22 protein-coding genes are annotated in these 19,897 nt (G+C 42.4%); 16 read left to right on the top strand and 6 right to left on the bottom strand.

The features are described 5' to 3' along the window. The first annotated feature begins 13 nt into the window (after positions 1-13). Complete coding sequence (locus ABDW32_RS09600) at positions 14-1,267, top strand: putative DNA modification/repair radical SAM protein (RefSeq protein WP_343561778.1); 1,254 nt, start codon at positions 14-16, stop codon at positions 1,265-1,267. Beyond that, positions 1,267-2,025, top strand: coding sequence for a TIGR03915 family putative DNA repair protein (locus tag ABDW32_RS09595; RefSeq protein ID WP_343561776.1), 759 nt, complete (start codon positions 1,267-1,269; stop codon positions 2,023-2,025). Before ABDW32_RS09600 ends, ABDW32_RS09595 begins: the two co-directional genes overlap by 1 nt. A 41-nt stretch (positions 2,026-2,066) precedes the next feature. On the opposite strand, the gene ABDW32_RS09590 is transcribed toward ABDW32_RS09595, so the two are convergent. Together ABDW32_RS09590 and ABDW32_RS09585 are read right to left on the bottom strand one after the other, a co-directional pair. Beyond that, the gene (locus tag ABDW32_RS09590; protein ID WP_343561774.1) at positions 2,067-3,263 is read right to left on the bottom strand and encodes a GTP-binding protein; all 1,197 of its coding nucleotides are present in this window, start codon (positions 3,261-3,263) and stop codon (positions 2,067-2,069) included. Between the two features lie 159 nt (positions 3,264-3,422). Further along, entirely contained in the window at positions 3,423-3,560 is a 138-nt protein-coding gene (locus tag ABDW32_RS09585) for a hypothetical protein (protein WP_343561772.1), read from the bottom strand. A 15-nt stretch (positions 3,561-3,575) separates the two neighbouring features. Here ABDW32_RS09585 and ABDW32_RS09580 point away from each other — a divergent pair, with 15 nt between their 5' ends. The 3 genes from ABDW32_RS09580 (at position 3,576) to ABDW32_RS09570 (ending at position 6,033) form a co-directional block, all read left to right on the top strand. Then, positions 3,576-4,172 (top strand): porin family protein, encoded by a 597-nt coding sequence (locus ABDW32_RS09580; protein ID WP_343561770.1) that lies wholly within the window; start codon positions 3,576-3,578, stop codon positions 4,170-4,172. 85 nt (positions 4,173-4,257) lie between these two features. After that, a complete protein-coding gene (locus tag ABDW32_RS09575; protein WP_343561768.1) occupies positions 4,258-5,298 on the top strand; it encodes a histidine kinase in 1,041 nt (346 codons plus the stop codon). Between the two features lie 6 nt (positions 5,299-5,304). After that, positions 5,305-6,033 carry a LytTR family DNA-binding domain-containing protein gene (locus ABDW32_RS09570; protein ID WP_343561766.1) on the top strand — a complete coding sequence of 243 codons (729 nt, stop codon included), beginning with the start codon at positions 5,305-5,307 and terminating at the stop codon, positions 6,031-6,033. Here the strand turns inward: ABDW32_RS09570 and ABDW32_RS09565 are convergent. Then, on the bottom strand, positions 6,030-6,941 hold the full coding sequence (locus tag ABDW32_RS09565; RefSeq protein ID WP_343561764.1) for a DUF6268 family outer membrane beta-barrel protein: 912 nt from the start codon (positions 6,939-6,941) through the stop codon (positions 6,030-6,032). The genes ABDW32_RS09570 and ABDW32_RS09565 overlap by 4 nt on opposite strands. Positions 6,942-7,211: 270 nt before the next feature. Here ABDW32_RS09565 and ABDW32_RS09560 point away from each other — a divergent pair, with 270 nt between their 5' ends. Continuing rightward, a complete protein-coding gene (locus tag ABDW32_RS09560) occupies positions 7,212-8,447 on the top strand; it encodes a hypothetical protein (protein ID WP_343561762.1) in 1,236 nt (411 codons plus the stop codon). A gap of 149 nt (positions 8,448-8,596) precedes the next feature. On the opposite strand, the gene ABDW32_RS09555 is transcribed toward ABDW32_RS09560, so the two are convergent. Next, positions 8,597-9,544 carry a hypothetical protein gene (locus ABDW32_RS09555; RefSeq protein ID WP_343561760.1) on the bottom strand — a complete coding sequence of 316 codons (948 nt, stop codon included), beginning with the start codon at positions 9,542-9,544 and terminating at the stop codon, positions 8,597-8,599. Between the two features lie 33 nt (positions 9,545-9,577). Then, positions 9,578-9,985, bottom strand: coding sequence for a hypothetical protein (locus tag ABDW32_RS09550; RefSeq protein ID WP_343561758.1), 408 nt, complete (start codon positions 9,983-9,985; stop codon positions 9,578-9,580). Between the two features lie 486 nt (positions 9,986-10,471). On the opposite strand from ABDW32_RS09550, the gene ABDW32_RS09545 reads away from it, so the two are divergent. The 4 genes from ABDW32_RS09545 to arsB all read left to right on the top strand — a co-directional run bounded on the left by ABDW32_RS09545 (position 10,472) and on the right by arsB (position 13,032). Then, positions 10,472-10,804 carry a metalloregulator ArsR/SmtB family transcription factor gene (locus tag ABDW32_RS09545; RefSeq protein WP_077436641.1) on the top strand — a complete coding sequence of 111 codons (333 nt, stop codon included), beginning with the start codon at positions 10,472-10,474 and terminating at the stop codon, positions 10,802-10,804. A 70-nt stretch (positions 10,805-10,874) separates the two neighbouring features. Next, entirely contained in the window at positions 10,875-11,348 is a 474-nt protein-coding gene (locus tag ABDW32_RS09540; protein WP_343561755.1) for a DUF6428 family protein, read from the top strand. Positions 11,349-11,367: 19 nt separating this feature from the next. Continuing rightward, positions 11,368-11,982, top strand: a complete 615-nt coding sequence (locus ABDW32_RS09535; RefSeq protein ID WP_343561753.1) for a protein-tyrosine-phosphatase — start codon at positions 11,368-11,370, stop codon at positions 11,980-11,982. Positions 11,983-11,985: 3 nt separating this feature from the next. After that, on the top strand, positions 11,986-13,032 hold the full coding sequence (gene arsB / locus ABDW32_RS09530) for an ACR3 family arsenite efflux transporter (protein WP_343561751.1): 1,047 nt from the start codon (positions 11,986-11,988) through the stop codon (positions 13,030-13,032). Between the two features lie 32 nt (positions 13,033-13,064). On the opposite strand, the gene ABDW32_RS09525 is transcribed toward arsB, so the two are convergent. Beyond that, positions 13,065-13,235: a hypothetical protein gene (locus ABDW32_RS09525; protein WP_343561750.1), complete on the bottom strand. Its 171-nt coding sequence runs from the start codon at positions 13,233-13,235 to the stop codon at positions 13,065-13,067. A gap of 255 nt (positions 13,236-13,490) precedes the next feature. Here ABDW32_RS09525 and ABDW32_RS09520 point away from each other — a divergent pair, with 255 nt between their 5' ends. From ABDW32_RS09520 to ABDW32_RS09495, 6 genes are all read left to right on the top strand, one after another. Beyond that, positions 13,491-13,634, top strand: coding sequence for a hypothetical protein (locus ABDW32_RS09520; protein WP_343561748.1), 144 nt, complete (start codon positions 13,491-13,493; stop codon positions 13,632-13,634). Between the two features lie 100 nt (positions 13,635-13,734). Beyond that, on the top strand, positions 13,735-14,118 hold the full coding sequence (locus ABDW32_RS09515) for a hypothetical protein (RefSeq protein WP_343561746.1): 384 nt from the start codon (positions 13,735-13,737) through the stop codon (positions 14,116-14,118). 166 nt (positions 14,119-14,284) lie between these two features. After that, positions 14,285-15,973, top strand: a complete 1,689-nt coding sequence (gene kdpA, locus ABDW32_RS09510; protein WP_343561743.1) for a potassium-transporting ATPase subunit KdpA — start codon at positions 14,285-14,287, stop codon at positions 15,971-15,973. 22 nt (positions 15,974-15,995) lie between these two features. Then, a complete protein-coding gene (gene kdpB, locus ABDW32_RS09505) occupies positions 15,996-18,005 on the top strand; it encodes a potassium-transporting ATPase subunit KdpB (RefSeq protein ID WP_343561741.1) in 2,010 nt (669 codons plus the stop codon). A gap of 73 nt (positions 18,006-18,078) precedes the next feature. Beyond that, positions 18,079-18,645, top strand: coding sequence for a K(+)-transporting ATPase subunit C (locus ABDW32_RS09500; RefSeq protein WP_343561739.1), 567 nt, complete (start codon positions 18,079-18,081; stop codon positions 18,643-18,645). A 130-nt stretch (positions 18,646-18,775) separates the two neighbouring features. Beyond that, positions 18,776-19,897, top strand: a complete 1,122-nt coding sequence (locus ABDW32_RS09495) for a sensor protein KdpD (RefSeq protein ID WP_343561737.1) — start codon at positions 18,776-18,778, stop codon at positions 19,895-19,897.

The following is a 19,897-nucleotide window of genomic DNA, read 5'->3' as shown; positions in this document are numbered from 1 at the left end:
TAAGATATTGATCATGATAGGATTTGATGATAAGTTGAAGATCTTAGCTGATGCAGCAAAATATGATGTCAGCTGTAGTTCCAGTGGCGGAAAACGAAAAAATACGAATGGCATTGGTGATGCATCAACGAGTGGGATTTGCCATACCTATACAGAGGATGGTCGATGTGTCTCTTTGCTAAAAATTTTAATGACCAACTATTGTATTTATGATTGTTCGTTTTGTGTCAGCAGACGTAGCAATGATGTTCAACGAGCGGCATTTTCAGTGAAGGAAGTCGTTGATCTAACGATGAACTTTTATCGCCGTAATTATATCGAAGGCCTATTTCTAAGTTCCGGTATTTTTAAATCCGCGGATTATACCATGGAAAGGTTGATGCTCGTCGTAAAAAAACTGCGCACCGAAGAAAGATTTAATGGCTATATTCATTTAAAAGCTATTCCCGGAGCCAGCGAGTCGCTATTGAAGCAGGCTGGCCTATATGTTGATAGGATGAGTGTCAATCTGGAGATCCCTACGGAGGAAGGCTTAAAACTTGTTGCGCCGGAAAAAGACCATCAATCCGTACGCGAACCTTTGGCGATTATCAAAAATGAAATCCTTAACGTTCAGCAGCATAAAAAGATTGTTAAAAAATTACCGCTCTTTGTCCCCGCAGGCCAAAGTACACAGATGGTCATTGGAGCCACGCCGGAGACCGACCTACAGATTATGCAGACCGCGCATGAATTCTATAAAGATTATAAGCTCAAGCGCGTTTACTATTCAGGTTACATTCCCATAAACGCCACCGATAGCATGCTTCCACAAATCGGTACCACTCCGCCGCTTGTGCGTGAAAATAGACTTTATCAAACAGACTGGTTATTGCGGTTCTACGGATTCTCCCTGCATGAAATCCTAAATACCAAACATCAACAGCTTGAACTGGATATAGACCCCAAGCTCGCTTGGGCTTTACGTAATCCGCAGTTTTTTCCGATCGATATCAATACAGCGGATTACAGTTCAATTATTCGAATTCCCGGAATTGGTAGACAGTCCGCAAACAAAATCGTGCAGGCACGTCAATACGGAAAATTAAAGGAATACCAATTGCGTAAGCTGGGGATCGCATTTAATAGAGCAAAATACTTCATGATTTGCCTAGATACTGTCATCGGTGCCGGGTTCCATTATCCGGAACAGATTCGGAAATCTCTTCTGGGACATCAGCCCGGCACCAAATCAAACAGCATTCAAACCCAGTTAACATTATTTTGATGAACTATATTTTCGACGGGAGTTACCAGGGCTATTTATGCTGCGTTTTCGAGGCCTTTGAACGAAAAGAATTTGACGCTATTCCAACAACTTCACAGCAGCTGGAAATCAATATCTTTTCACAGAAACGTCAGATCTATACAGATAAACGTAAAGCCATCCGTATTCTGACCGCGATGAATAAGCGAATAGGATTACAAAATGCCAAGATCTTTTACCACAATTTTCTAAGCGACAGTCCATCCGAATGGGCCAACGGATTCCGTCTGATCGTCGAGCTTTTCAAATCCGGAAAAATGGATATGCAGAACTACGGGCGACCTGATCTGTTGCGTATGCATCAGATGATAAAGAAAGTGAGCCGCGAAAGACACCGGATGAAAGCCTTTATACGCTTTGTTAAATCCGATACCGGTCTGTATACAGCTATTGTGGAACCCGATTTTAATGTCCTGCCTTTGGTCATTGATTTTTTTAAGAACCGCTTTACTGACCAACAGTGGCTGATCTATGATATCCGACGAAATTATGGATTTTATTATGATTGCCACCATGTAGAAGAAGTAGCTAGCTGTGCTGAAAATGAACTTCATACCCCCCAACGTTTGGAAATAGATCTGGACCCAAAGGAAAAAGAATTCCAGCATCTCTGGAAAACCTATTTTAAAAGCGCAACGATCGAATCCCGGAAGAATTTAAAACTTCACTTGCGACATGTTCCCAAGCGATATTGGAAATACTTGACCGAAAAACAATAGGAATAATCTTGCCGATCGTACGGCAATCGCTAAGGATTTGTTTAAAGATTCTTAGGAAACTCGTCTTTCCACCAGGTAAAGCGCCAATCATCGCTTTCCTCCTCCGTCAATAGGCAAGATTCCAATTCATCCAAATATTGCTCCTTGTTCAAATGCTGTCCAATAAAAACCAGTTCATTCTTCCGGTCCCCCCATTCACTGTGCCAGCGCATCAACAAATCGTCCTTCACTTCCGCATACATCGGATACTGCTTGCGAGTCGATTCAGGCATACTGCTCCACCAGACCCCAGCGCTTTCCATCCGCACACTTCCCCCCGCCTGACTAAAGCTAATCGCAACATCCGGACGGGAGGCCAACCAGAGAAGTCCCTTTGCCCTGATGATATTTGGTGGATATTGTTCATTTAAATAAGCGTGCAAACGCTGTGGATGGAAAGGGCGTTGTGACCGGAAAACGAACGAAGATATCCCATATTCTTCTGTCTCTGGAGTATGCTCCGTATCGAGCTCACGTATCCAGCCAGCAGAAGCTGAGGCCTCCTCAAAGTTAAATGCACCAGTACCCATAATCGCTTCCGGGTTTACCTGCCCAAATTGTGTACGGATCAACTTTGCTCCCGGATTAAGCTTAGCAATAGCGGCCTCAAGCGTACCTATTGTCTCTTCGGCAACGAGATCCACTTTATTGAGTATGATAACATTGGCAAATTCGACCTGATCTGTCAAAAGATTGACAATAGCCCGGTTGTCACGATCATCGTCCGTCAATTCCCTATCCCACAAAGTCTCAGCACTGCCGAAGTCCTTCCCAAAATTCAAACAATCGACTACGGTAACCATTGTATCAATATAACTAAATGCGGATAGATCAATATTGTTGTTAGCATCCATGTAACTGAATGTCTGCGCTACTGGAATTGGCTCCGAAATTCCTGTACTTTCGATCAGGAGGTAATCAAAGCGATCTTCCTTCGCCAAACGTTCAACTTCGACCATAAGATCCTCCCGTAGCGTACAACAAATACACCCATTACTCATTTCCACCAGCCTTTCCTCTGTTCGCGACAATACATTTTCCCGTTCTACAGCCTGCACATCGATATTTACTTCACTCATATCATTGACAATAACGGCAACTTTCTTACCGTTTTTATTGTGTAGAATATGATTCAATAATGATGTTTTTCCTGCCCCTAAAAAGCCACTCAAAACCGTTACAGGTAATTTTTTTCTCATCTTGATTGCTATTTAAATTTAAATTTTCGATCTATTCTCCTCTTTGGGTGTCGACTCACGCTAATCTCCAACCGCGTGCTCATCTCGACATTGTCTTGAACAAAACTAATAATACTATTTAACAAATGCAACATAGTTGCTTTATTTAATGAATCTATTTTATGTCAAAAGATATCCTACATCATTGAAATAGTCGTTAACACCATGGCTCCTCTTCATTTTTACTTTCGTCACTGCGAGTATACCGTTCGTCAAAGACTTTTCTGTATCAGCGTCGGCCTTCGTTTTTTTGTGCATATCAAAACAATAAAAATGAACAGAAAAGCAATTTTATCATGCGTTGTACTCTTCGCAATGATGTTAAGCAAAATGGTATTTGCACAGGAGCAACCCCTTATTCAGATCGGTATCAAAGGTGGAAGCAGCATCAACAAACTCAACACCGATCTGGCAGACCTGGACGACAAATATGCGCTGGGGCTCCATGTGGGTGGTATGGCCCGGGTGAATCTCGGAAGGGCATACCTTCAAGGAGAAGCACTTTTCAGTAAACGTAAGGCAGCAATTAAACCACAGGGGCAAACCGAAACCAAACTCAAATGGAATGCAATTGATATTCCAGTGATGGTCGGTTATAAAATCTACCAACAACAGGACATGAACTTTCGGGTATTTGCCGGAGCGGTGTATAATTATACACTGAATGACAACTTATCACCTTTAAAGGCCATCAAAGAGGGAGTCAAACATTTCGACAAGTCGAATGTACAGTTTACAGGTGGTCTTGGGATCGATATCCAAAAATTCAGTATCGATGTCCGCTACGAACGTGGGTTTTCGGACTTATCCAAATCTTTTAAATCCAAACCACAGGCCTTTTCCATTGGCGTAGGTTACTTTATATTCTAATACAACCCTTAACACAAAACACCTTTGAAGGCAATCCCGTATTTGCTTTCAAAGGTTTTGTTATATATTTGATTATTTTTGTTCCATGTTGCTCAAAAAAAACTACGTCCATCGGCACCTCTTTCTCACACTCTTCTGGCTTGTCCTCTGGTTTGCCGTCTGGATACAGGTGAAGCAGGATATGGACACCATCAACGCGCTGATCCATAGTTCATCGGTCATGATCTGTTCCATCAGCATCTCGCAACTTCTGAGCGACAGTATCTTACCAAAAGCCATTAAGACACAGAAAATGAAGCCCTTTGTTTTCAAAGCTATCTTTTTTGTGCTTATTTTGGCCGTTCTGATCGGCGCAATAGATGCCTACTTTATTCTCCATAGCCAAGTTCTGTCAGAGGAAGATCGGGCCACGCTTTTGTTTGTACAGAGCTATAAAGCTATTCCCTCTTCCGTTCTGATCAATGGTACTGCCTGTGGTATCCGGTTTTATCAGGAACATGCCAATATACAGCAGGACCATAGCCAGTTGCAACAAAACTTTCTGGAAAGCCAGCTCAAAATCTTACAGGATCAGGTCAATCCGCACTTTATGTTCAATGTATTGAACCATATCCATATCCTGATGAAAAAAAATGTGGACATGGCCGATTTTTTACTGTTAAAATTCTCAGATATCCTACGCTACCAGCTCTATGAATGCAACCAATCGTTTGTATTGCTGAGCCGTGAACTGCAATATTTACAGAATTTTATCACGATTGAACAGATGCGTTGGGGAGACGAGCTGGAGGTTGACTGCAGCTGGTCGCAGTCAACAGAAGATCTGCATATTGCACCGCTGATGCTCATCTGTTTTGTTGAAAATGCCTTCAAACATGTGGATCGGCTTCCGGATCAAAAAGGCAAAATCAGCGTCAATTGCGCTGAGAAAGACGGCTATTTTCAGTTTTATATCAGAAATAGTTATCAGACTTATCCCCTCCCGGCTTCAACAAGACACTCTGGCATTGGGCTGGAAAATGTCAAAAAGAGGCTTGAGCTACAGTATGAAAATCAGTACACGTTAACCATTGACAAGCAAGACGACAGCTTCTGCGTCGACCTGACAATCAATCTTAACTGCTAAACAAGTATGGAACAGACAAAGATGAAATGTATCATCGTAGACGATGAACCCCTATTACGGCAGAATATTGCCGAGATGACCGAACAGGTCGATTTTTTGGAGCTCGTCGCAACTTTTCCGTCAGCACTGGCGGCAACCTCCAGATTGCAACAAGGCGATATTGACCTTATATTTTTGGATATCAATATGCCCTATCTTAATGGCATCGATTTTTTGGAATCACTTGAAAATCCCCCCTTATGCATCTTCATTACAGCTTATTCGGAGTATGCCCTGGAAGGATTCCGTCTCCAGGCCGTGGATTATCTGCTAAAACCGATTGTATTTCCGCGCTTTTTCCAGGCGGCAACCAAAGCCTTTCAGCAATTTGTACAGCGTAATAAATCGACACAGGAACCCAGTACCAACGATACCATGCTTTTTGTCCGGCAGGGGGACGCTTTCGTCAAAATCTCCTGGACTGATCTGCTCTACGCTGAAAGCATGCAAAATTATACCAAGCTACATTTTAAAGAACGGATTCTTACCATTCACCAGACCATGCTGGCGCTGGAAGTCGCTTTACCGGATAGCCATTTTTTTCGTATCCACAAATCCTATCTGGTCAACGTCAATCACATCGATATGATCTCGGGCGGAAGAGTATATATTGCAGCGCAAGAATTGCCCATATCTCGTACAAAAAGAGAGGAGCTTCTTCAAAACGTGGTTTTTAAGAAGCTCCTGAGCCGCTAGTAGGGCATATTCCATTTAAATGCTACTGAGGTGTAGAAGGTCGGTGAAAAGCGTGGGTCGGCCTGTTTCTTATCCTTGAAGAAGCTCTTTAACGATCGGTCATTTTCAACATACATCCTTGCGAGTGTGCTTCCCCCCGTTAGTTGCAATTTAAGGTTCTTACCGAGGTTAAATTGAGGTTGAAGACCAGCCGTCAACAACATAAATCCACCGAGTGTGGACTTGCCGTTCTTCTCCCGTTCGGCCGTCATCCCATCCAGATTGACTACCGCACGGAGATCCATGAACTTGTTGACCTGATAAGCAGCGGCAAGACCTTGTGGGAAGTTTACATTGAATTTGACCTTTCCATTGGTCTTCCAGTCAAAATATAGTCCCGGCAGGATCATAGGTACACCGAAACTATTGCTCAATACTGGTCCAAATCCGAAGGCCAGATTCGGTTTAAACCGTTTGATAAAAAGAGCTCCCCCCTGTCCCAGTACATCCTTACCGTTTACTTTGACCAGATCAGAATAGATGCCGACCGAAGCAAATGTCAGTAGCGACCAGTTTTTCTTTAAAGAAGTCAAGTATTGCAGTCCGATTTCGGCATTCAACATTTCAGTTGGAAAAAGCTGCTGTTCATAATCACGGTTTTGCATCTTTGCGTAGGCAGCCCCCATTTTCCATGACCAGCGTTTGATATTGCCCAAGGAATCCACTTTGGTCGATAAAGGTATTTCAAGATTGAATTGTATCCTCTTGAAATCACTTTTAGACCCAGTCTTTACACTGTCTTCCGGTCGGATATAGTTTGACAGGGGGACGTAATCGACAACAACCTGTCCGGATACTGCATTTTGGGCTTGCGCCGTCAGCGTCGCTAAGCTGCTGAACAGCATTGCACATAAAACTTGTTTCTTCATGTTTTTTCTGCAAAGGAACACCTTGATTCCCTGAAGCAGCAAACATTTTGACGTACCGCTACTATCCATTGACCAAATGCAAAGCTATTGCGATCTTAAAAAAAATCGGCACAACTTTTCTCCGGATCATAAAAGATCTTACACGGATTGTAAATAGGTTTATTTTCTGTTTTATTTAATGAATAATTTAGTAATCAATGGGACTATCCAATTGGAATTGATAGTCGCCTGTTTCTGAAGGATAAACTGTAAGAACATTTTAACAAATATATGAGCAAAATATTTAAGATTGTTTTCACCATTTTGTTGATCACCAACAACAGCTGTTCCAATGGACAATCCAAGCAGGATTGTCAGGATATGCTGGACGATAACCTTGCTTTGCTTGAGTATCTTTTGAATAACGATAAAAATGTTGCCACAGATTTCAAAGAAATGCAGGCTGCCTTCAACGATCAACCCTATAAAAAAGAAAATAAGACCAAATTTGACGAAAGCTATCATTTTCGCCGAGGATATCCGCCCATAACGGAATATATCTATCCAAACACCTATATTAAATTAAAGTTCGACAGATTTAATATTGCCTATACATTAGACAGTGATTATCCTTTTACAATGGATTTTATCAATAATATTGATCAGGCGATATTTAAGTTGAAAAAAATCTACTTTATGGATGGAACAATCCAGGACCAAGAAATTAAAGTTATTGATAAAATCGTGTCAGCGGAGTTTGGCGACCAGACCCTAATTCTCCCGGGCACAAAGCCTATCAAGAGTTTCGACTATAGCATGGAAACCCATCTAAACAAAGAGGTGAACTATGAAATTACCCAGGTGGGACAACGTATAGAGACCTCGGCGGGTCGCATTGAAGTGATACACTGTAGTGATGGATATGTTCGCATTAAAACTGCTGGGCCCATGCGGCATCTCGTAAAAATTTTGGCAATGGATGAAAAGGGACGCTTATTAACAACGGTATCAAACGAACAACGCAGTGCTTATAAAAAAGAAGACTTACGCATGCTTATCGCAAACATGGAGCAGGTTAAAGTTCTTTTGGACAAAGGCGAAATTACCGCTACGGAAGTCCATCAGCAGTTTTCATCAAAAAAACTGAATGCCGAGCTTGCGGGACTCACCGATTCGTTATTTCTGACCCAATATTTCGTCGCTGATTTCAAAAAAGCATCCATCCTATTTTGGGACAATGCCAAAGAAGTCAAACAAGTGTACGAACGAAATTCTGCAGACCAATCCCCCTCAAGACCTGAAGACTTTTACGAAGCATGCTCCTGTGCAATCGCCCAGGATAAAAAATCCGAACTGTACGGTCTGATTGGCTTGGATGGAAACTGGATTATCGAACCTAGATTTTTAGAGCTTAAAGCACAATGGGGAACGAACGGTCTTTTTTGGGCCCTTACTGATGCTGATGAGAAGTGGATTGAATATGTATTTGACAAGGAAAATAAAAAGCTTATAAAAACGCGCGAATAGCAAAAATGGTACCTGTTCCAGTAATTTTCGCTTTCTCCTCTCACATGTCCGCATAGCATTGTGATTACTTTTGGGCTTGGCTTTATCATTTTTTTGGATCGGTCCGAGAGATTGGGCTTAACCTTCTGATCTGTTCTTTTCTGCGCTCGCTAGCAGGGAGACCACCAGTGTATAGATTGTGCTTTACCATCTTTAAAGTACAATCTGATATGACCATCCACAATTCCTTCATTGTCCTCCCGCAGTCTGATTACCCACAATCTTCCGGCTTTATCCATCCCCTGTCGTTCATTCACAGCTGTAGGGAAAAGCTGTTGTATATCTTCAAGGGTTGTATTGGCATCGATACGAATCCCATGGTAGCTGATAAAATTTCCATTCAGAAACCAGAAGTCTTCTATAGCGACACTATCCCCACTGGTTTCAAAGCGTGAACCACTTTTGTACAGGTATTTATCATCTGGCGCTTCGGTATCAAAAAGAGTGATACAGGGGGCTTCATCTTTCAACAGGTGGATACTATCGGGCCGGCCGAAAACCTGATCAAATTCACTGCGCATAAAAAACCTATCCAACTTACCGTTAAACTTGATATCTTTTTCCAGCATAACATCTCTTAATGCATATCCGCTGCCCGGTCTGTCATGGATAGTTGAAGCCCTACATAATGTAAAAAGATTATGTCCTTGGACTATCCCCTTGTCGTACCGTAAGTTGACGGGATGATCAGGATCGTTGGTTATATCTAAGAGCTGTCCGGTTTTCTGATAAAATTCCAGCCAGCCAACAGCACGTTCCACCAGTCTTTTTTCTGCGGCTGTTTCCGATATGTCGTTGATCACATACAATTTGATGGTCAGCTTGTCCGGTTTTAGGTATGCTACCCGGGCTTGGACAAGCGAATCGCTAAATTGATTAAACGCGATCGCATTGCTCGACTTCACCAGCTGTGCAATCAGCTGCTCACAAGAAATAGTCTCATTTTCTGTACCAACAGCTGTAGCCCCAACAGTATCTACCTTCGGTTGTGCCTGTCTGTCCGACTGTCCCTGGCACGAGAAAAGAGTTAGCGCAAAAAAGACGATTATTCTTGACATATTATCTATTAAATTTAGTTTACACGGGGATCCCTAATACTGGTCGGGAATACGTTTAAAAAATGTTGTCTCTACATTTCCTTTTTGCAAAATATTTCCATCGTTATCCCAAGTAATGTATCTCGCCCTTAAATTCAACTTCCCTTTGACGACCTCCAGTTCTATCTCGTCATTAATCCCCTGCTTGGCCGGAATAAACAATACCATTCCTTTCACCTGCGCCTGAAAAGTTCGTGGTGGAGCTTCTCCGCTGCCGATATCTTTAAAACTGGCATAATCTTTACCAGGTTCAAACCAAATGACGACAGTATTGGTTTGGAACCTGGTCTTATATCCCCAGGTTCCAGTAAAAGTAGATTTGATACGATCCGGGATCTCCTGGACCTGCGCTTCCGAACGTCCGATGAAGAGCAGGAATATGATAAATAAAATCGGTCTCATGTCTTGTTGCAGGCTAATTTAGTTTTCTTTAGTTATATGGCATCTCTACCGCAAGATCAATTTGATACTGACCTTGGCTGCTGTGTGATCTTATGGCGCATACGCCCCCTTTGACTTCGTAATCCGCATTACCTTAACAAAATTTTTGCCAAAAAAAGACAGCTTACAAACTATCGAATGTTCCGGCTCCCTACCGATCCCAGCAATGCCCTTGCAAGGCATGTACGGGCCAATTCGTTCACACTTTTTATTTTTCTGAACAGATTTTTACAATACGTTCTGCTAGCTTTGGAAAGGATAACAATGCATGTGTTGTCACCGGGACATTTGAAAACTTTCCAACAGCATGATTTAGTTCATCGATGATCCCTCCCTATTTAGGTTCCCATACAGTTACCTGTATATCATGTCTGATTGAAAATTTTACATTAGTATTTGGATATTCAAAATTATCATCGTAATATTGCAATATAATATTACCTCAATATGGGACTTACAAAGACAGAAATTTTCGCTGATGAACAGAATAAGCTTGCTGTAGCATTTAAAGTCTTAGGACACCCTGCACGTATAGCCATTCTTCAATATATCATAGACAAAAAAGCATGTATTTGCAATGATCTGGTTGATGAATTGGGTCTTGCACAGGCGACCATTTCCCAACACCTCAAGGAACTAAAAAATACCGGGATCATCCAGGGGACAATTGAAGGCAAATCCGTCTGTTACTGCATTAATGAAATGGTCTGGAAACAAATGCAACAGGAGTTTAATGCATTTTTCAATCAGGATGTAAACATATCGAGTTGCTGTAAGTAGTTTTTTTTACACACATCAATCGTAATATTGCAATATATAGTTACATATAAATAATAAAAATCAGTTTTTTATGAAATTATCAGAAATCAAAGAAATTTTAGCAACACTGGATCGTGTTGAGTTTCAATTGGAGAATGGCACATTTGTTCCCGAGCACTTCCATGTCACTGAGGTAGGTCAGATCTCAAAAAGTTTCATTGACTGCGGTGGGGTCATCCGACACGAGAAGGTCGTCAACTTTCAGCTCTGGAATGCAGATGACTATGAACACCGACTAAAACCGGGCAAGCTATTACATATCATTAATTTATCCGAAGAGAAATTGGGCATAGAAGATGGGGAAATAGAAGTAGAATATCAAAGCAATACAATCGGCAAATATGATCTGGATTTCAATGGTAAAACCTTTGTATTGAAAAACAAGACCACAGCTTGCCTCGCACAGGATGCCTGTGGAATACCATCCCAAAAACCAAAGATCAATCTGTCCACATTGCCAGTTAACGGATCCTCTTGCTGCACCCCAGGTTCTGGATGCTGCTAATCGTTTAATGCCCAATACGATGTATCAGAAAATAAAAGAAATATTCAACGCGATTACCAATGAATGGGATTTAACTGAAGAACGTAAGAAGCTATTGGTTCCACTGATTCAATTTATTCAGGATAAGGTAGACCGCGGTCAGGTAGTGAACCTCAATTTTATCTGTACACACAATTCCCGAAGAAGCCATTTCGCTCAGATTTGGGCTCAAGTGGCTGCATACTTTCACAATATTCCAGCAGTGAATTGTTATTCAGGAGGCACAGAAGAGACAGCTCTATTCCCCAAGGTAACCGAGACACTGGCTGCACAGGGATTTGATATTTTTAAAATAGCAGATACAGCTAATCCCATCTATGCGATCAAATATGGCGACAATATCCCGCCGCTTATCGGTTTTTCAAAAAAATACGATAGCCCGTTCAATCCAGCCTCTGCGTTTGCAGCCGTGATGACCTGCTCCCAGGCTGATGGCGAATGTCCTTTTATTTCTGGTGCCGAAAAAAGAATACCACTTGCTTTTGAAGACCCCAAGATTACAGATGGCACCCCCGAACAGACTAGGGTATATAAAGAACGTAGTTTAGAAATCGCAGCCGAGATGTTTTATGTTTTTTCACATATTAAAAAATAGTCCATGCAATCGAAACTAAAATTTCTGGATCGCTACCTCACCTTATGGATTTTTCTGGCCATGGTTCTTGGTATTTCTTTCGGCAATTTCTTTCCCGCTTCTGCAATCTGGATCAATAGCTACAACAGCGGTACAACAAATATACCACTTGCTATAGGGTTGATTCTCATGATGTATCCACCATTGGCCAAGGTGCGGTATGAACAGATTGGAAGGGTTTTCCGAAATTTAAAGGTTCTCGGCACTTCCTTGGTCCTAAACTGGATCATAGGACCGGTTTTAATGTTTGTACTGGCGCTTTTATTTCTGAACGGATACCCAGAATATATGACTGGACTGATCTTGATCGGACTTGCCCGCTGCATTGCAATGGTGGTGGTATGGAATGAACTCGCAGACGGCAACAGAGAATATGCGGCTGGGTTAATTGCACTGAACAGTATTTTTCAGGTCCTACTCTATAGTGTTTATGCCTATGTTTTTATTACCGTATTGCCGCCTCTTTTTGGTGTGAAGGGACTTTCGGTCAATATTTCCATTGCCGAGATCGCAAAAAGTGTCGCCATTTATCTGGGTATTCCTTTTCTTGCCGGAATCTTGAGCAGGTATGGGCTAATCGCTTTAAAGGGTGAAAACTGGTTTCAGAACCGTTTTGTACCGTTGATCTCTCCGCTGACTTTGATAGCGCTGCTCTTTACGATTACGGTGATGTTCAGCCTCAAGGGTGAAATGATCCTGCAATTGCCTATGGATGTATTCCGTATAGCAGTTCCTTTGATTATCTACTTTGCATTGATGTTTATTGTCAGTTTTTTCGCCGGCAAACGTGTAGGTGCAGACTATACACAAAGTACGGCCATCGCTTTTACTGCAGCAGGCAATAATTTTGAGCTGGCTATCGCAGTTGCAATAGGTGTATTTGGCATCAATAGTGGGCAGGCTTTTGTCGGGGTGATCGGGCCATTGGTTGAGGTACCCGCACTGATCGCTCTGGTCAATCTGGCATTCTGGATCAGAAAAAAATATTACCTAAAAGAACTTTCAGCGTAAATCTAGCTTGACAAGTAATGCAAAAAGCCATGTTAAACAGCATGGCTTTTTGCATGTCCAGCAGATTCACACGAAAAATAGCCGCCGCCACAATTCTTCTTAATAATTTCCAAGCAGATCCAATGGCCTTTCTTGGCTCTTTTTAGCTTGTCACCGATCAGTACAGACCCTACATTCAAAATATCCCCTCCACTTTTCATCATTGAAGGAGCAAATTTACTAACTCGAGGTCCGAGCCGCCCCCCGGCAGCAGCCCAAACTTGTATTCGGTGCTGTTCAGCTCCACATTTGATAAAAACGGGAACCTCTCATTTTGATAATCCACCTTATCAAAATGAGAGGTTATTTGATTCCTAGCTACATAAATAAAATAATAAAAACACTTAAAATCAATCAATTACAATAAAAAAAATGCTATTGGAATACATTTTGGCATATCGGATATAAAATAAATAAACATGAGCAAGACAGCTTTTAAATCGCAACAGGAACAAGAGACACGATCGTTTCCAAAATGGTTAAAGCCCTATCACCTATTGTTCTTTGCAACAACGGTGGTATTGATTTTCGGTGCATTGATAAAACACTTTAGTACAATCTAATACATAGGAAAATGGTAACATGCATATTAACACTGGCCGGCCTAGCCTGCTTTGGCCTATTCATCAAATCAATAGACTTTTTTGATAAAATCTGATCGCAATGAATAAAATAAATGAACAGTCGGCAAGTCAATATCTTGCCGATCATTATGGTGAAATAAAAGAAGAAATCAACGATCTATCGGCCCGAAGAAATTTTGCTGGAATTTTTCAGGCCATTGTAAATCATATCAATTATTTGCTTTCCAATGGTCAGGCCGAAAAAATCGGCAGCCGGTTAAAATATATGGGATGGCTTTACAGAAGAGGAAATGAACAGGTACGCAACATCATTGAAAATCTCTTTGTACGTTCCTTCCGGGGAATGAAAAGAAGATGCACCTCCGAACAATGGATCTATATGTATCAGCAGATTCCTAAAAATCTTAAACAGATTTATCTGTTACAGGACAACAACTATATCACTCAACAATCTTTTATATGACAGCACTATTTGTGGTAGCTATTGGTGTATTTATTTACATCTGCTACGTACTGCTAAAACCCGAGAAATTTTAAATCACTAGAGTCGATGAAAGACATTCCAACCTATAGAAGCAGGAGGATTTCATCAGACGGTTTTTAGAGACATTAAGTAATAATCAACAGAAATGAATACAGAAATTTTAGGAATAATCGTAATGTTCGTCTTAACAGTATTGCTTGCAATACCCTTGGGCAAATACATTGCAAAAGTCTATGGCGGTGAAAAAACACTGCTTGATCCGATATTTAGTCCCCTGGAACGGATCTTTTATAAAGTCAGCGGTATCAATCCACAGACGGAAATGAACTGGAAACAACAGATGGTAGCGATGGTCAGTATCAATATGATCTGGTTTTTGCTGGGCATGCTCATTCTAATGACACAGGGTAGCCTACCCCTGAACCCCGATAATAATCCGAGTATGTCTGCAGACCTCGCATTCAACACCGTCATTTCATTTGTCGTTAACTGTAACCTGCAACACTATTCTGGTGAGACCGGACTCAGTTACCTGGGACAATATTGGCTGATGTTCCTACAATTTGTAAGTGCAGGTATTGGTATGGCCGCCGCTGTGCTTGTCTTCAGGGCATTCCGCGATCGTACAGCAAATACATTGGGAAATTTTTACAACTATTTTGTAAAATCATGTACACGTATTTTGCTTCCCCTTTCCTTGGTGGTGGCCATTATCCTTGCTTTTGAGGGAACGCCGATGACCTTCGAAGGAAAAGACACCCTGACAACATTGCAAGGTGATACAGTAGCTGTGTCAAGGGGCCCTGCGGCTGCCTTTGTAGCGATCAAACATATCGGAACAAACGGAGGTGGTTTTTTTGGTGCAAACTCCGTCCACCCTTTTGAAAATCCTTCCTATCTGTCCAACATGGTCGAAATGGTCGCACAGATGATCATCCCCATAGCCATGATCTTCGCGCTCGGGATTTTTATCAAGCGGCGTAAGCTCTCATGGATGATATTTGGCGTCATGACCGCCGGTTTCCTTTTGCTTGTCATCCCTAATATTATGATGGAAACAAAAGGTAACCCTGCAATCGCAGCAATGGGAGTTGATCATACGCTCGGAGCCATGGAAGGAAAAGAAATCCGTTTTGGAGCACCCGCATCCGGTTTTTGGAGCATCGTGACCACAGTGATTTCGACCGGTTCGATTAATGCCATGCACGACAGTACCATGCCCCTATCAGGTATGAACGAATTGCTGGCCATGATGATAAATGCCTTCTACGGAGGCTGTGGGGTCGGTATATTGAACTTCTTTATCTTCATCATCCTCGCTGTATTCATCAGTGGACTAATGGTTGGCCGAACACCCGAATTTTTAGGAAAAAAAGTAGAAGCCAGAGAAATGAAAATTGCCATGATCATTGCGCTGTTACATCCCTTTCTCATACTTGTGGGAACAGCACTTGCAGCAGCAGTTCCGCAATATACGGGCGCTACGCTCAACAATCCCGGATTTCATGGCTTTAGTGAAATGCTTTATGAATACACTTCATCGGCAGCAAATAATGGTAGTGGCTTTGAAGGTTTAGGAGACAATAGCCTATGGTGGAATATCAGTACCGGTTTTGTGCTCATACTGTCCCGCTTCCTGCCGATCATTGGTCCAGTGGCCATAGCAGGTCTGCTGGCAGAAAAGAAATATATTCCTGAAGGAGATGGAACATTGAAAACAGATACCGCAACTTTCGGGCTTATGGTATTTGCCGTGATCGCCATAGTAGCTGCATTATCTTTTTTCCCAGCATTGGCTTTGGGCCCTATTGCAGAGTACTTTTCACTTTATTAAATATTGATTAAAGACATTAGAAATGAATAAAAACACATCACTGTTTCAAAAAGACATGGTACAGGAAGCACTGAAACAGTCTTTTGTGAAACTAAACCCGAAAACAATGTTCCGCAATCCGGTAATGTTTACCGTATGGATCGGAACCCTGGTCATGCTCATCGTCAGTTTATGGACCTTGGCTGGGGCACAAGGACAGGGAAGTTTTGCTTATAATTTCGTCGTATTCGTTATATTATTGCTGACACTGTTGTTCGCCAATTTTGCCGAGGCTATTGCCGAAGCAAGGGGCAAAGCGCAGGCGGATAGCCTGCGCAAAACAAGAGAAGAAACTCCGGCCAAACTTAAAAATGGCCAGACCATCTCTTCTGCCCAGTTAAAAAAAGGTGATATTTTTGTCTGCGAAGCCGGCGATATTATCCCCTCAGACGGCGAAATCATGGAAGGACTTGCAACAATTGATGAAAGTGCCATCACCGGCGAATCTGCTCCCGTCATTCGGGAGGCAGGAGGTGACAAAAGCTCCGTGACCGGAGGTACAAAGGTCCTTTCCGATAAAATAGTCGTACAGGTCACCACACAGCCCGGTGAGAGTTTTCTCGATAAAATGATTGCGCTAGTCGAAGGTGCTTCAAGACAAAAGACCCCGAATGAAATCGCATTGACCATCTTACTGGCCGGTTTTACATTGGTATTCATTATCGTCTGCGTAACATTAAAACCATTTGCAGATCATGCAAATGTCGGTATCACCATCGCATCCTTTATCTCCTTATTTGTCTGCCTCATCCCGACCACCATTGGCGGACTGCTTTCAGCAATAGGTATCGCTGGAATGGACCGAGCCCTACGTGCTAATGTCATTACCAAAAGTGGTAAAGCCGTGGAAACCGCAGGCGATATAGATGTATTGTTGTTGGATAAAACCGGGACAATAACCATCGGTAACCGGAAGGCTACCCAGTTTCATCCAGCACAGGGGATTGATGAGCAACAATTAATAAAAGCTGCAGTACTGAGCTCCATGGCTGACGAAACGCCAGAGGGTAAATCTATTATTGAACTGGCCGGTATCAACCCGATGAGTTATGAAATAAAAAATCCCGAATTCATCAAGTTTACGGCAGAAACACGAAGTTCAGGTGTAGACTATGACAACGTACGTATCCGAAAAGGAGCCACTGATGCGATTAAAAATCTTGTTACAGGAGCGGGCAACAGATTTCCGGAAGAGGTCGAAGAAAGCGTTAAGGCCATCTCCCAAAATGGAGGAACACCCTTGGTGGTTTCTGAAAATGAGATTGCACTCGGTGTAATCGAACTGCAGGACATCATCAAACCCGGTATCCATGAACGGTTTGAACGTCTTCGCAAAATGGGGATCAAAACAGTGATGGTCACTGGCGATAATCCATTGACTGCCAAGTTTATTGCCGATAAAGCTGGTGTAGATGATTTTATCGCTGAGGCCAAACCGGAAGATAAAATGAATTATATCAAAAAAGAGCAATCCGAAGGGCGTTTGGTGGCCATGATGGGAGACGGAACAAATGATGCTCCGGCTTTGGCTCAGGCCGATGTGGGTGTGGCCATGAATTCAGGTACTCAGGCGGCAAAAGAAGCGGGAAATATGGTGGATCTGGACAATGATCCAACAAAATTGATCGAGGTGGTCGAAATCGGCAAGCAATTATTAATGACCAGGGGGACATTAACCACCTTTAGTATCGCCAATGACGTTGCTAAATATTTTGCGATTATTCCGGCTCTTTTTATCAGTGCTATCCCAGCATTACAGGGGCTCAATATCATGAAATTGCACAGCCCCGAAAGCGCTATTCTGTCAGCCGTTATTTTCAATGCCATCATTATTCCGATGCTGATTCCGCTGGCGCTCAAAGGTGTCGCCTATAAACCGATCGGAGCAAGTGCTTTGCTGCGCCGAAATCTATTCATATTTGGATTAGGTGGAGTTGCCGTTCCTTTCTTAGGTATCAAGGTAATCGACATGCTCGTTGCTATATTCTTTTAATCCATAAATCAAAGGCACTGGATCCGGAGGAACTTGTTCCCCCCGATTTTATCGCCATAAAAACAGAAATAAAATGAAAAAACACATTCTGCCAGCAATAAAGCTGACCATCATCCTGATTCTGTTCTTTACAGTTATCTATCCATTAACGGTCTGGGGGCTGGCCCAATTTTCCTCCAACGCTGGGAAGGGAAAAATAGTTGCATATGATGGTAAAAAATACTACGCGAATATTGGTCAGGCATTTACCGCCGACAAATATTTCTGGTCGAGGCCTTCCGCTGTAAATTACAATGCGGCCGGTTCGGGAGGCAGCAATAAAGGTCCTTCCAACGAAGAATACCTCAGCCAGGTGCAGGCACGTATTGATACCTTTTTAGTGCACAACCCCGGTATCAAAAAGTCCGAAATTCCTGTCGATCTGATTACAGCAAGTGGAAGTGGATTAGATCCAAATTTTTCTGTGCAGGCAGCCAAAGTTCAGGTCAAACGTATAGCAGCTGTGCGGGGGCTCGAAGAACAGAAAATAAATCAATTGATCGAAGACAATACCGAAGGTCCTTTATGGGGAATTTTTGGCCCTCAAAAAATCAATGTGTTAAAACTCAACATTGCCCTGGACAGGGCCTCTAGCAAATAAAAGGCGCTAGGCGTAACCTATCGAGTACTGTTTAAGGGGTATTTTGACTAAATAGAGCGGATCGATTAATAATTCCCCTTGACAATTTGTTTAAGGGGAATTTGTAAGTTTATAAAAGTTATCACATGCTATGGATGAAAGAAAAAGTGCGGAACATTTTTTAACTCTGATTCAGAAATCCCGAAGAGGTAAATTCAAGCTTTATATCGGGATGAGTGCCGGAGTGGGTAAGACCTTCCGTATGCTTCAGGAAGCACATGCGCTTTTACAGAGTGGTATCGATGTCAAGGTCGGCTATATCGAAACACACCAGCGTATCGAGACCCATGCATTGTTGGCAGGTCTGCCCTTTATCCCGAGACGGACTTTGTTTTACAAAGGCAAGGAGCTTGAGGAGATGGATGTACAGGCCATTTTAAATCTCAGCCCGGAGGTGGTTATTGTCGATGAACTGGCACATACAAATATAGAAGGTAGCAAAAACGAAAAAAGGTGGCAGGATGTCATGGATATCCTTGATGCTGGTATCAATGTGATCAGCGCGGTCAATATCCAACATATTGAGAGCCTCAATGATGAGGTCCGGGCGATCACGGGTATTGACGTGCAGGAACGTATTCCCGACAGCGTGGTTGCACAGGCCGATGAAGTGGTCAATATAGACTTGACGGCAGAGGAACTCATCAACAGACTGAAAGAGGGAAAAATTTATGAACGCTCAAAAGTAGCTTCTGCCCTCAACAATTTTTTCAAAAGTGAACATATTCTGCAGCTGCGGGAACTCGCGTTAAAGGAAGTAGCCTCGCAGGTACAGAGAAAGGTAGAAACGGAAGTTGTGCTCAGCCGAAATGTGCGAAAAGAACGTTTTCTGGCCTGTATCAGTTCAAACGAACAAACGGCCAAAAATGTCATCCGGAAAACCGCACGGCTGGCCAACTATTATAACAGCAAATGGTATGTTATGTATGTACAGGTTCCCAAAGAAAGTGTAGGCCGGATCGCCCTGGACAAACAGCGGCATCTCATCAATAACTTTAAACTGGCCACTGAGCTAGGGGCCGAAATTATTAAAGTGAAAGCCAAGAACGCCACAAAAGCCATTATTCAAGAATGTGAAGAACGTATGATCACGACAGTATGTATCGGTAAACCACATATCAATCTGATAAAAATCATTCTCGCAACTGATACATTCAATACATTATTGAATAAATTGTCCCGGGAAAATATTGATCTCGTAATATTGTCATAA

Origin of the sequence: Sphingobacterium sp. (assembly GCF_039596235.1) — a bacterium.
Lineage (GTDB): Bacteria > Bacteroidota > Bacteroidia > Sphingobacteriales > Sphingobacteriaceae > Sphingobacterium.
This window is presented reverse-complemented; position numbering and strand designations above follow the sequence as displayed.

Bases quoted from the DNA above. Each gene is read 5' to 3' on its own strand.
- kdpA (WP_343561743.1), top strand. From the start codon at position 14,285: ATGAATACAGAAATTTTAGGAATAATCGTAATGTTCGTCTTAACAGTA.
- ABDW32_RS09560 (WP_343561762.1), top strand. From the start codon at position 7,212: ATGAGCAAAATATTTAAGATTGTTTTCACCATTTTGTTGATCACCAAC.
- arsB (WP_343561751.1), top strand. From the start codon at position 11,986: ATGCAATCGAAACTAAAATTTCTGGATCGCTACCTCACCTTATGGATT.
- ABDW32_RS09575 (WP_343561768.1), top strand. From the start codon at position 4,258: ATGTTGCTCAAAAAAAACTACGTCCATCGGCACCTCTTTCTCACACTC.
- ABDW32_RS09500 (WP_343561739.1), top strand. From the start codon at position 18,079: ATGAAAAAACACATTCTGCCAGCAATAAAGCTGACCATCATCCTGATT.
- kdpB (WP_343561741.1), top strand. From the start codon at position 15,996: ATGAATAAAAACACATCACTGTTTCAAAAAGACATGGTACAGGAAGCA.
- ABDW32_RS09525 (WP_343561750.1), bottom strand. From the start codon at position 13,235: ATGATGAAAAGTGGAGGGGATATTTTGAATGTAGGGTCTGTACTGATC.
- ABDW32_RS09515 (WP_343561746.1), top strand. From the start codon at position 13,735: ATGAATAAAATAAATGAACAGTCGGCAAGTCAATATCTTGCCGATCAT.
- ABDW32_RS09570 (WP_343561766.1), top strand. From the start codon at position 5,305: ATGGAACAGACAAAGATGAAATGTATCATCGTAGACGATGAACCCCTA.
- ABDW32_RS09565 (WP_343561764.1), bottom strand. From the start codon at position 6,941: ATGAAGAAACAAGTTTTATGTGCAATGCTGTTCAGCAGCTTAGCGACG.
- ABDW32_RS09540 (WP_343561755.1), top strand. From the start codon at position 10,875: ATGAAATTATCAGAAATCAAAGAAATTTTAGCAACACTGGATCGTGTT.
- ABDW32_RS09545 (WP_077436641.1), top strand. From the start codon at position 10,472: ATGGGACTTACAAAGACAGAAATTTTCGCTGATGAACAGAATAAGCTT.
- ABDW32_RS09590 (WP_343561774.1), bottom strand. From the start codon at position 3,263: ATGAGAAAAAAATTACCTGTAACGGTTTTGAGTGGCTTTTTAGGGGCA.
- ABDW32_RS09550 (WP_343561758.1), bottom strand. From the start codon at position 9,985: ATGAGACCGATTTTATTTATCATATTCCTGCTCTTCATCGGACGTTCG.
- ABDW32_RS09555 (WP_343561760.1), bottom strand. From the start codon at position 9,544: ATGTCAAGAATAATCGTCTTTTTTGCGCTAACTCTTTTCTCGTGCCAG.
- ABDW32_RS09520 (WP_343561748.1), top strand. From the start codon at position 13,491: ATGAGCAAGACAGCTTTTAAATCGCAACAGGAACAAGAGACACGATCG.
- ABDW32_RS09600 (WP_343561778.1), top strand. From the start codon at position 14: ATGATAGGATTTGATGATAAGTTGAAGATCTTAGCTGATGCAGCAAAA.
- ABDW32_RS09585 (WP_343561772.1), bottom strand. From the start codon at position 3,560: ATGCACAAAAAAACGAAGGCCGACGCTGATACAGAAAAGTCTTTGACG.
- ABDW32_RS09535 (WP_343561753.1), top strand. From the start codon at position 11,368: ATGTATCAGAAAATAAAAGAAATATTCAACGCGATTACCAATGAATGG.
- ABDW32_RS09580 (WP_343561770.1), top strand. From the start codon at position 3,576: ATGAACAGAAAAGCAATTTTATCATGCGTTGTACTCTTCGCAATGATG.
- ABDW32_RS09595 (WP_343561776.1), top strand. From the start codon at position 1,267: ATGAACTATATTTTCGACGGGAGTTACCAGGGCTATTTATGCTGCGTT.
- ABDW32_RS09495 (WP_343561737.1), top strand. From the start codon at position 18,776: ATGGATGAAAGAAAAAGTGCGGAACATTTTTTAACTCTGATTCAGAAA.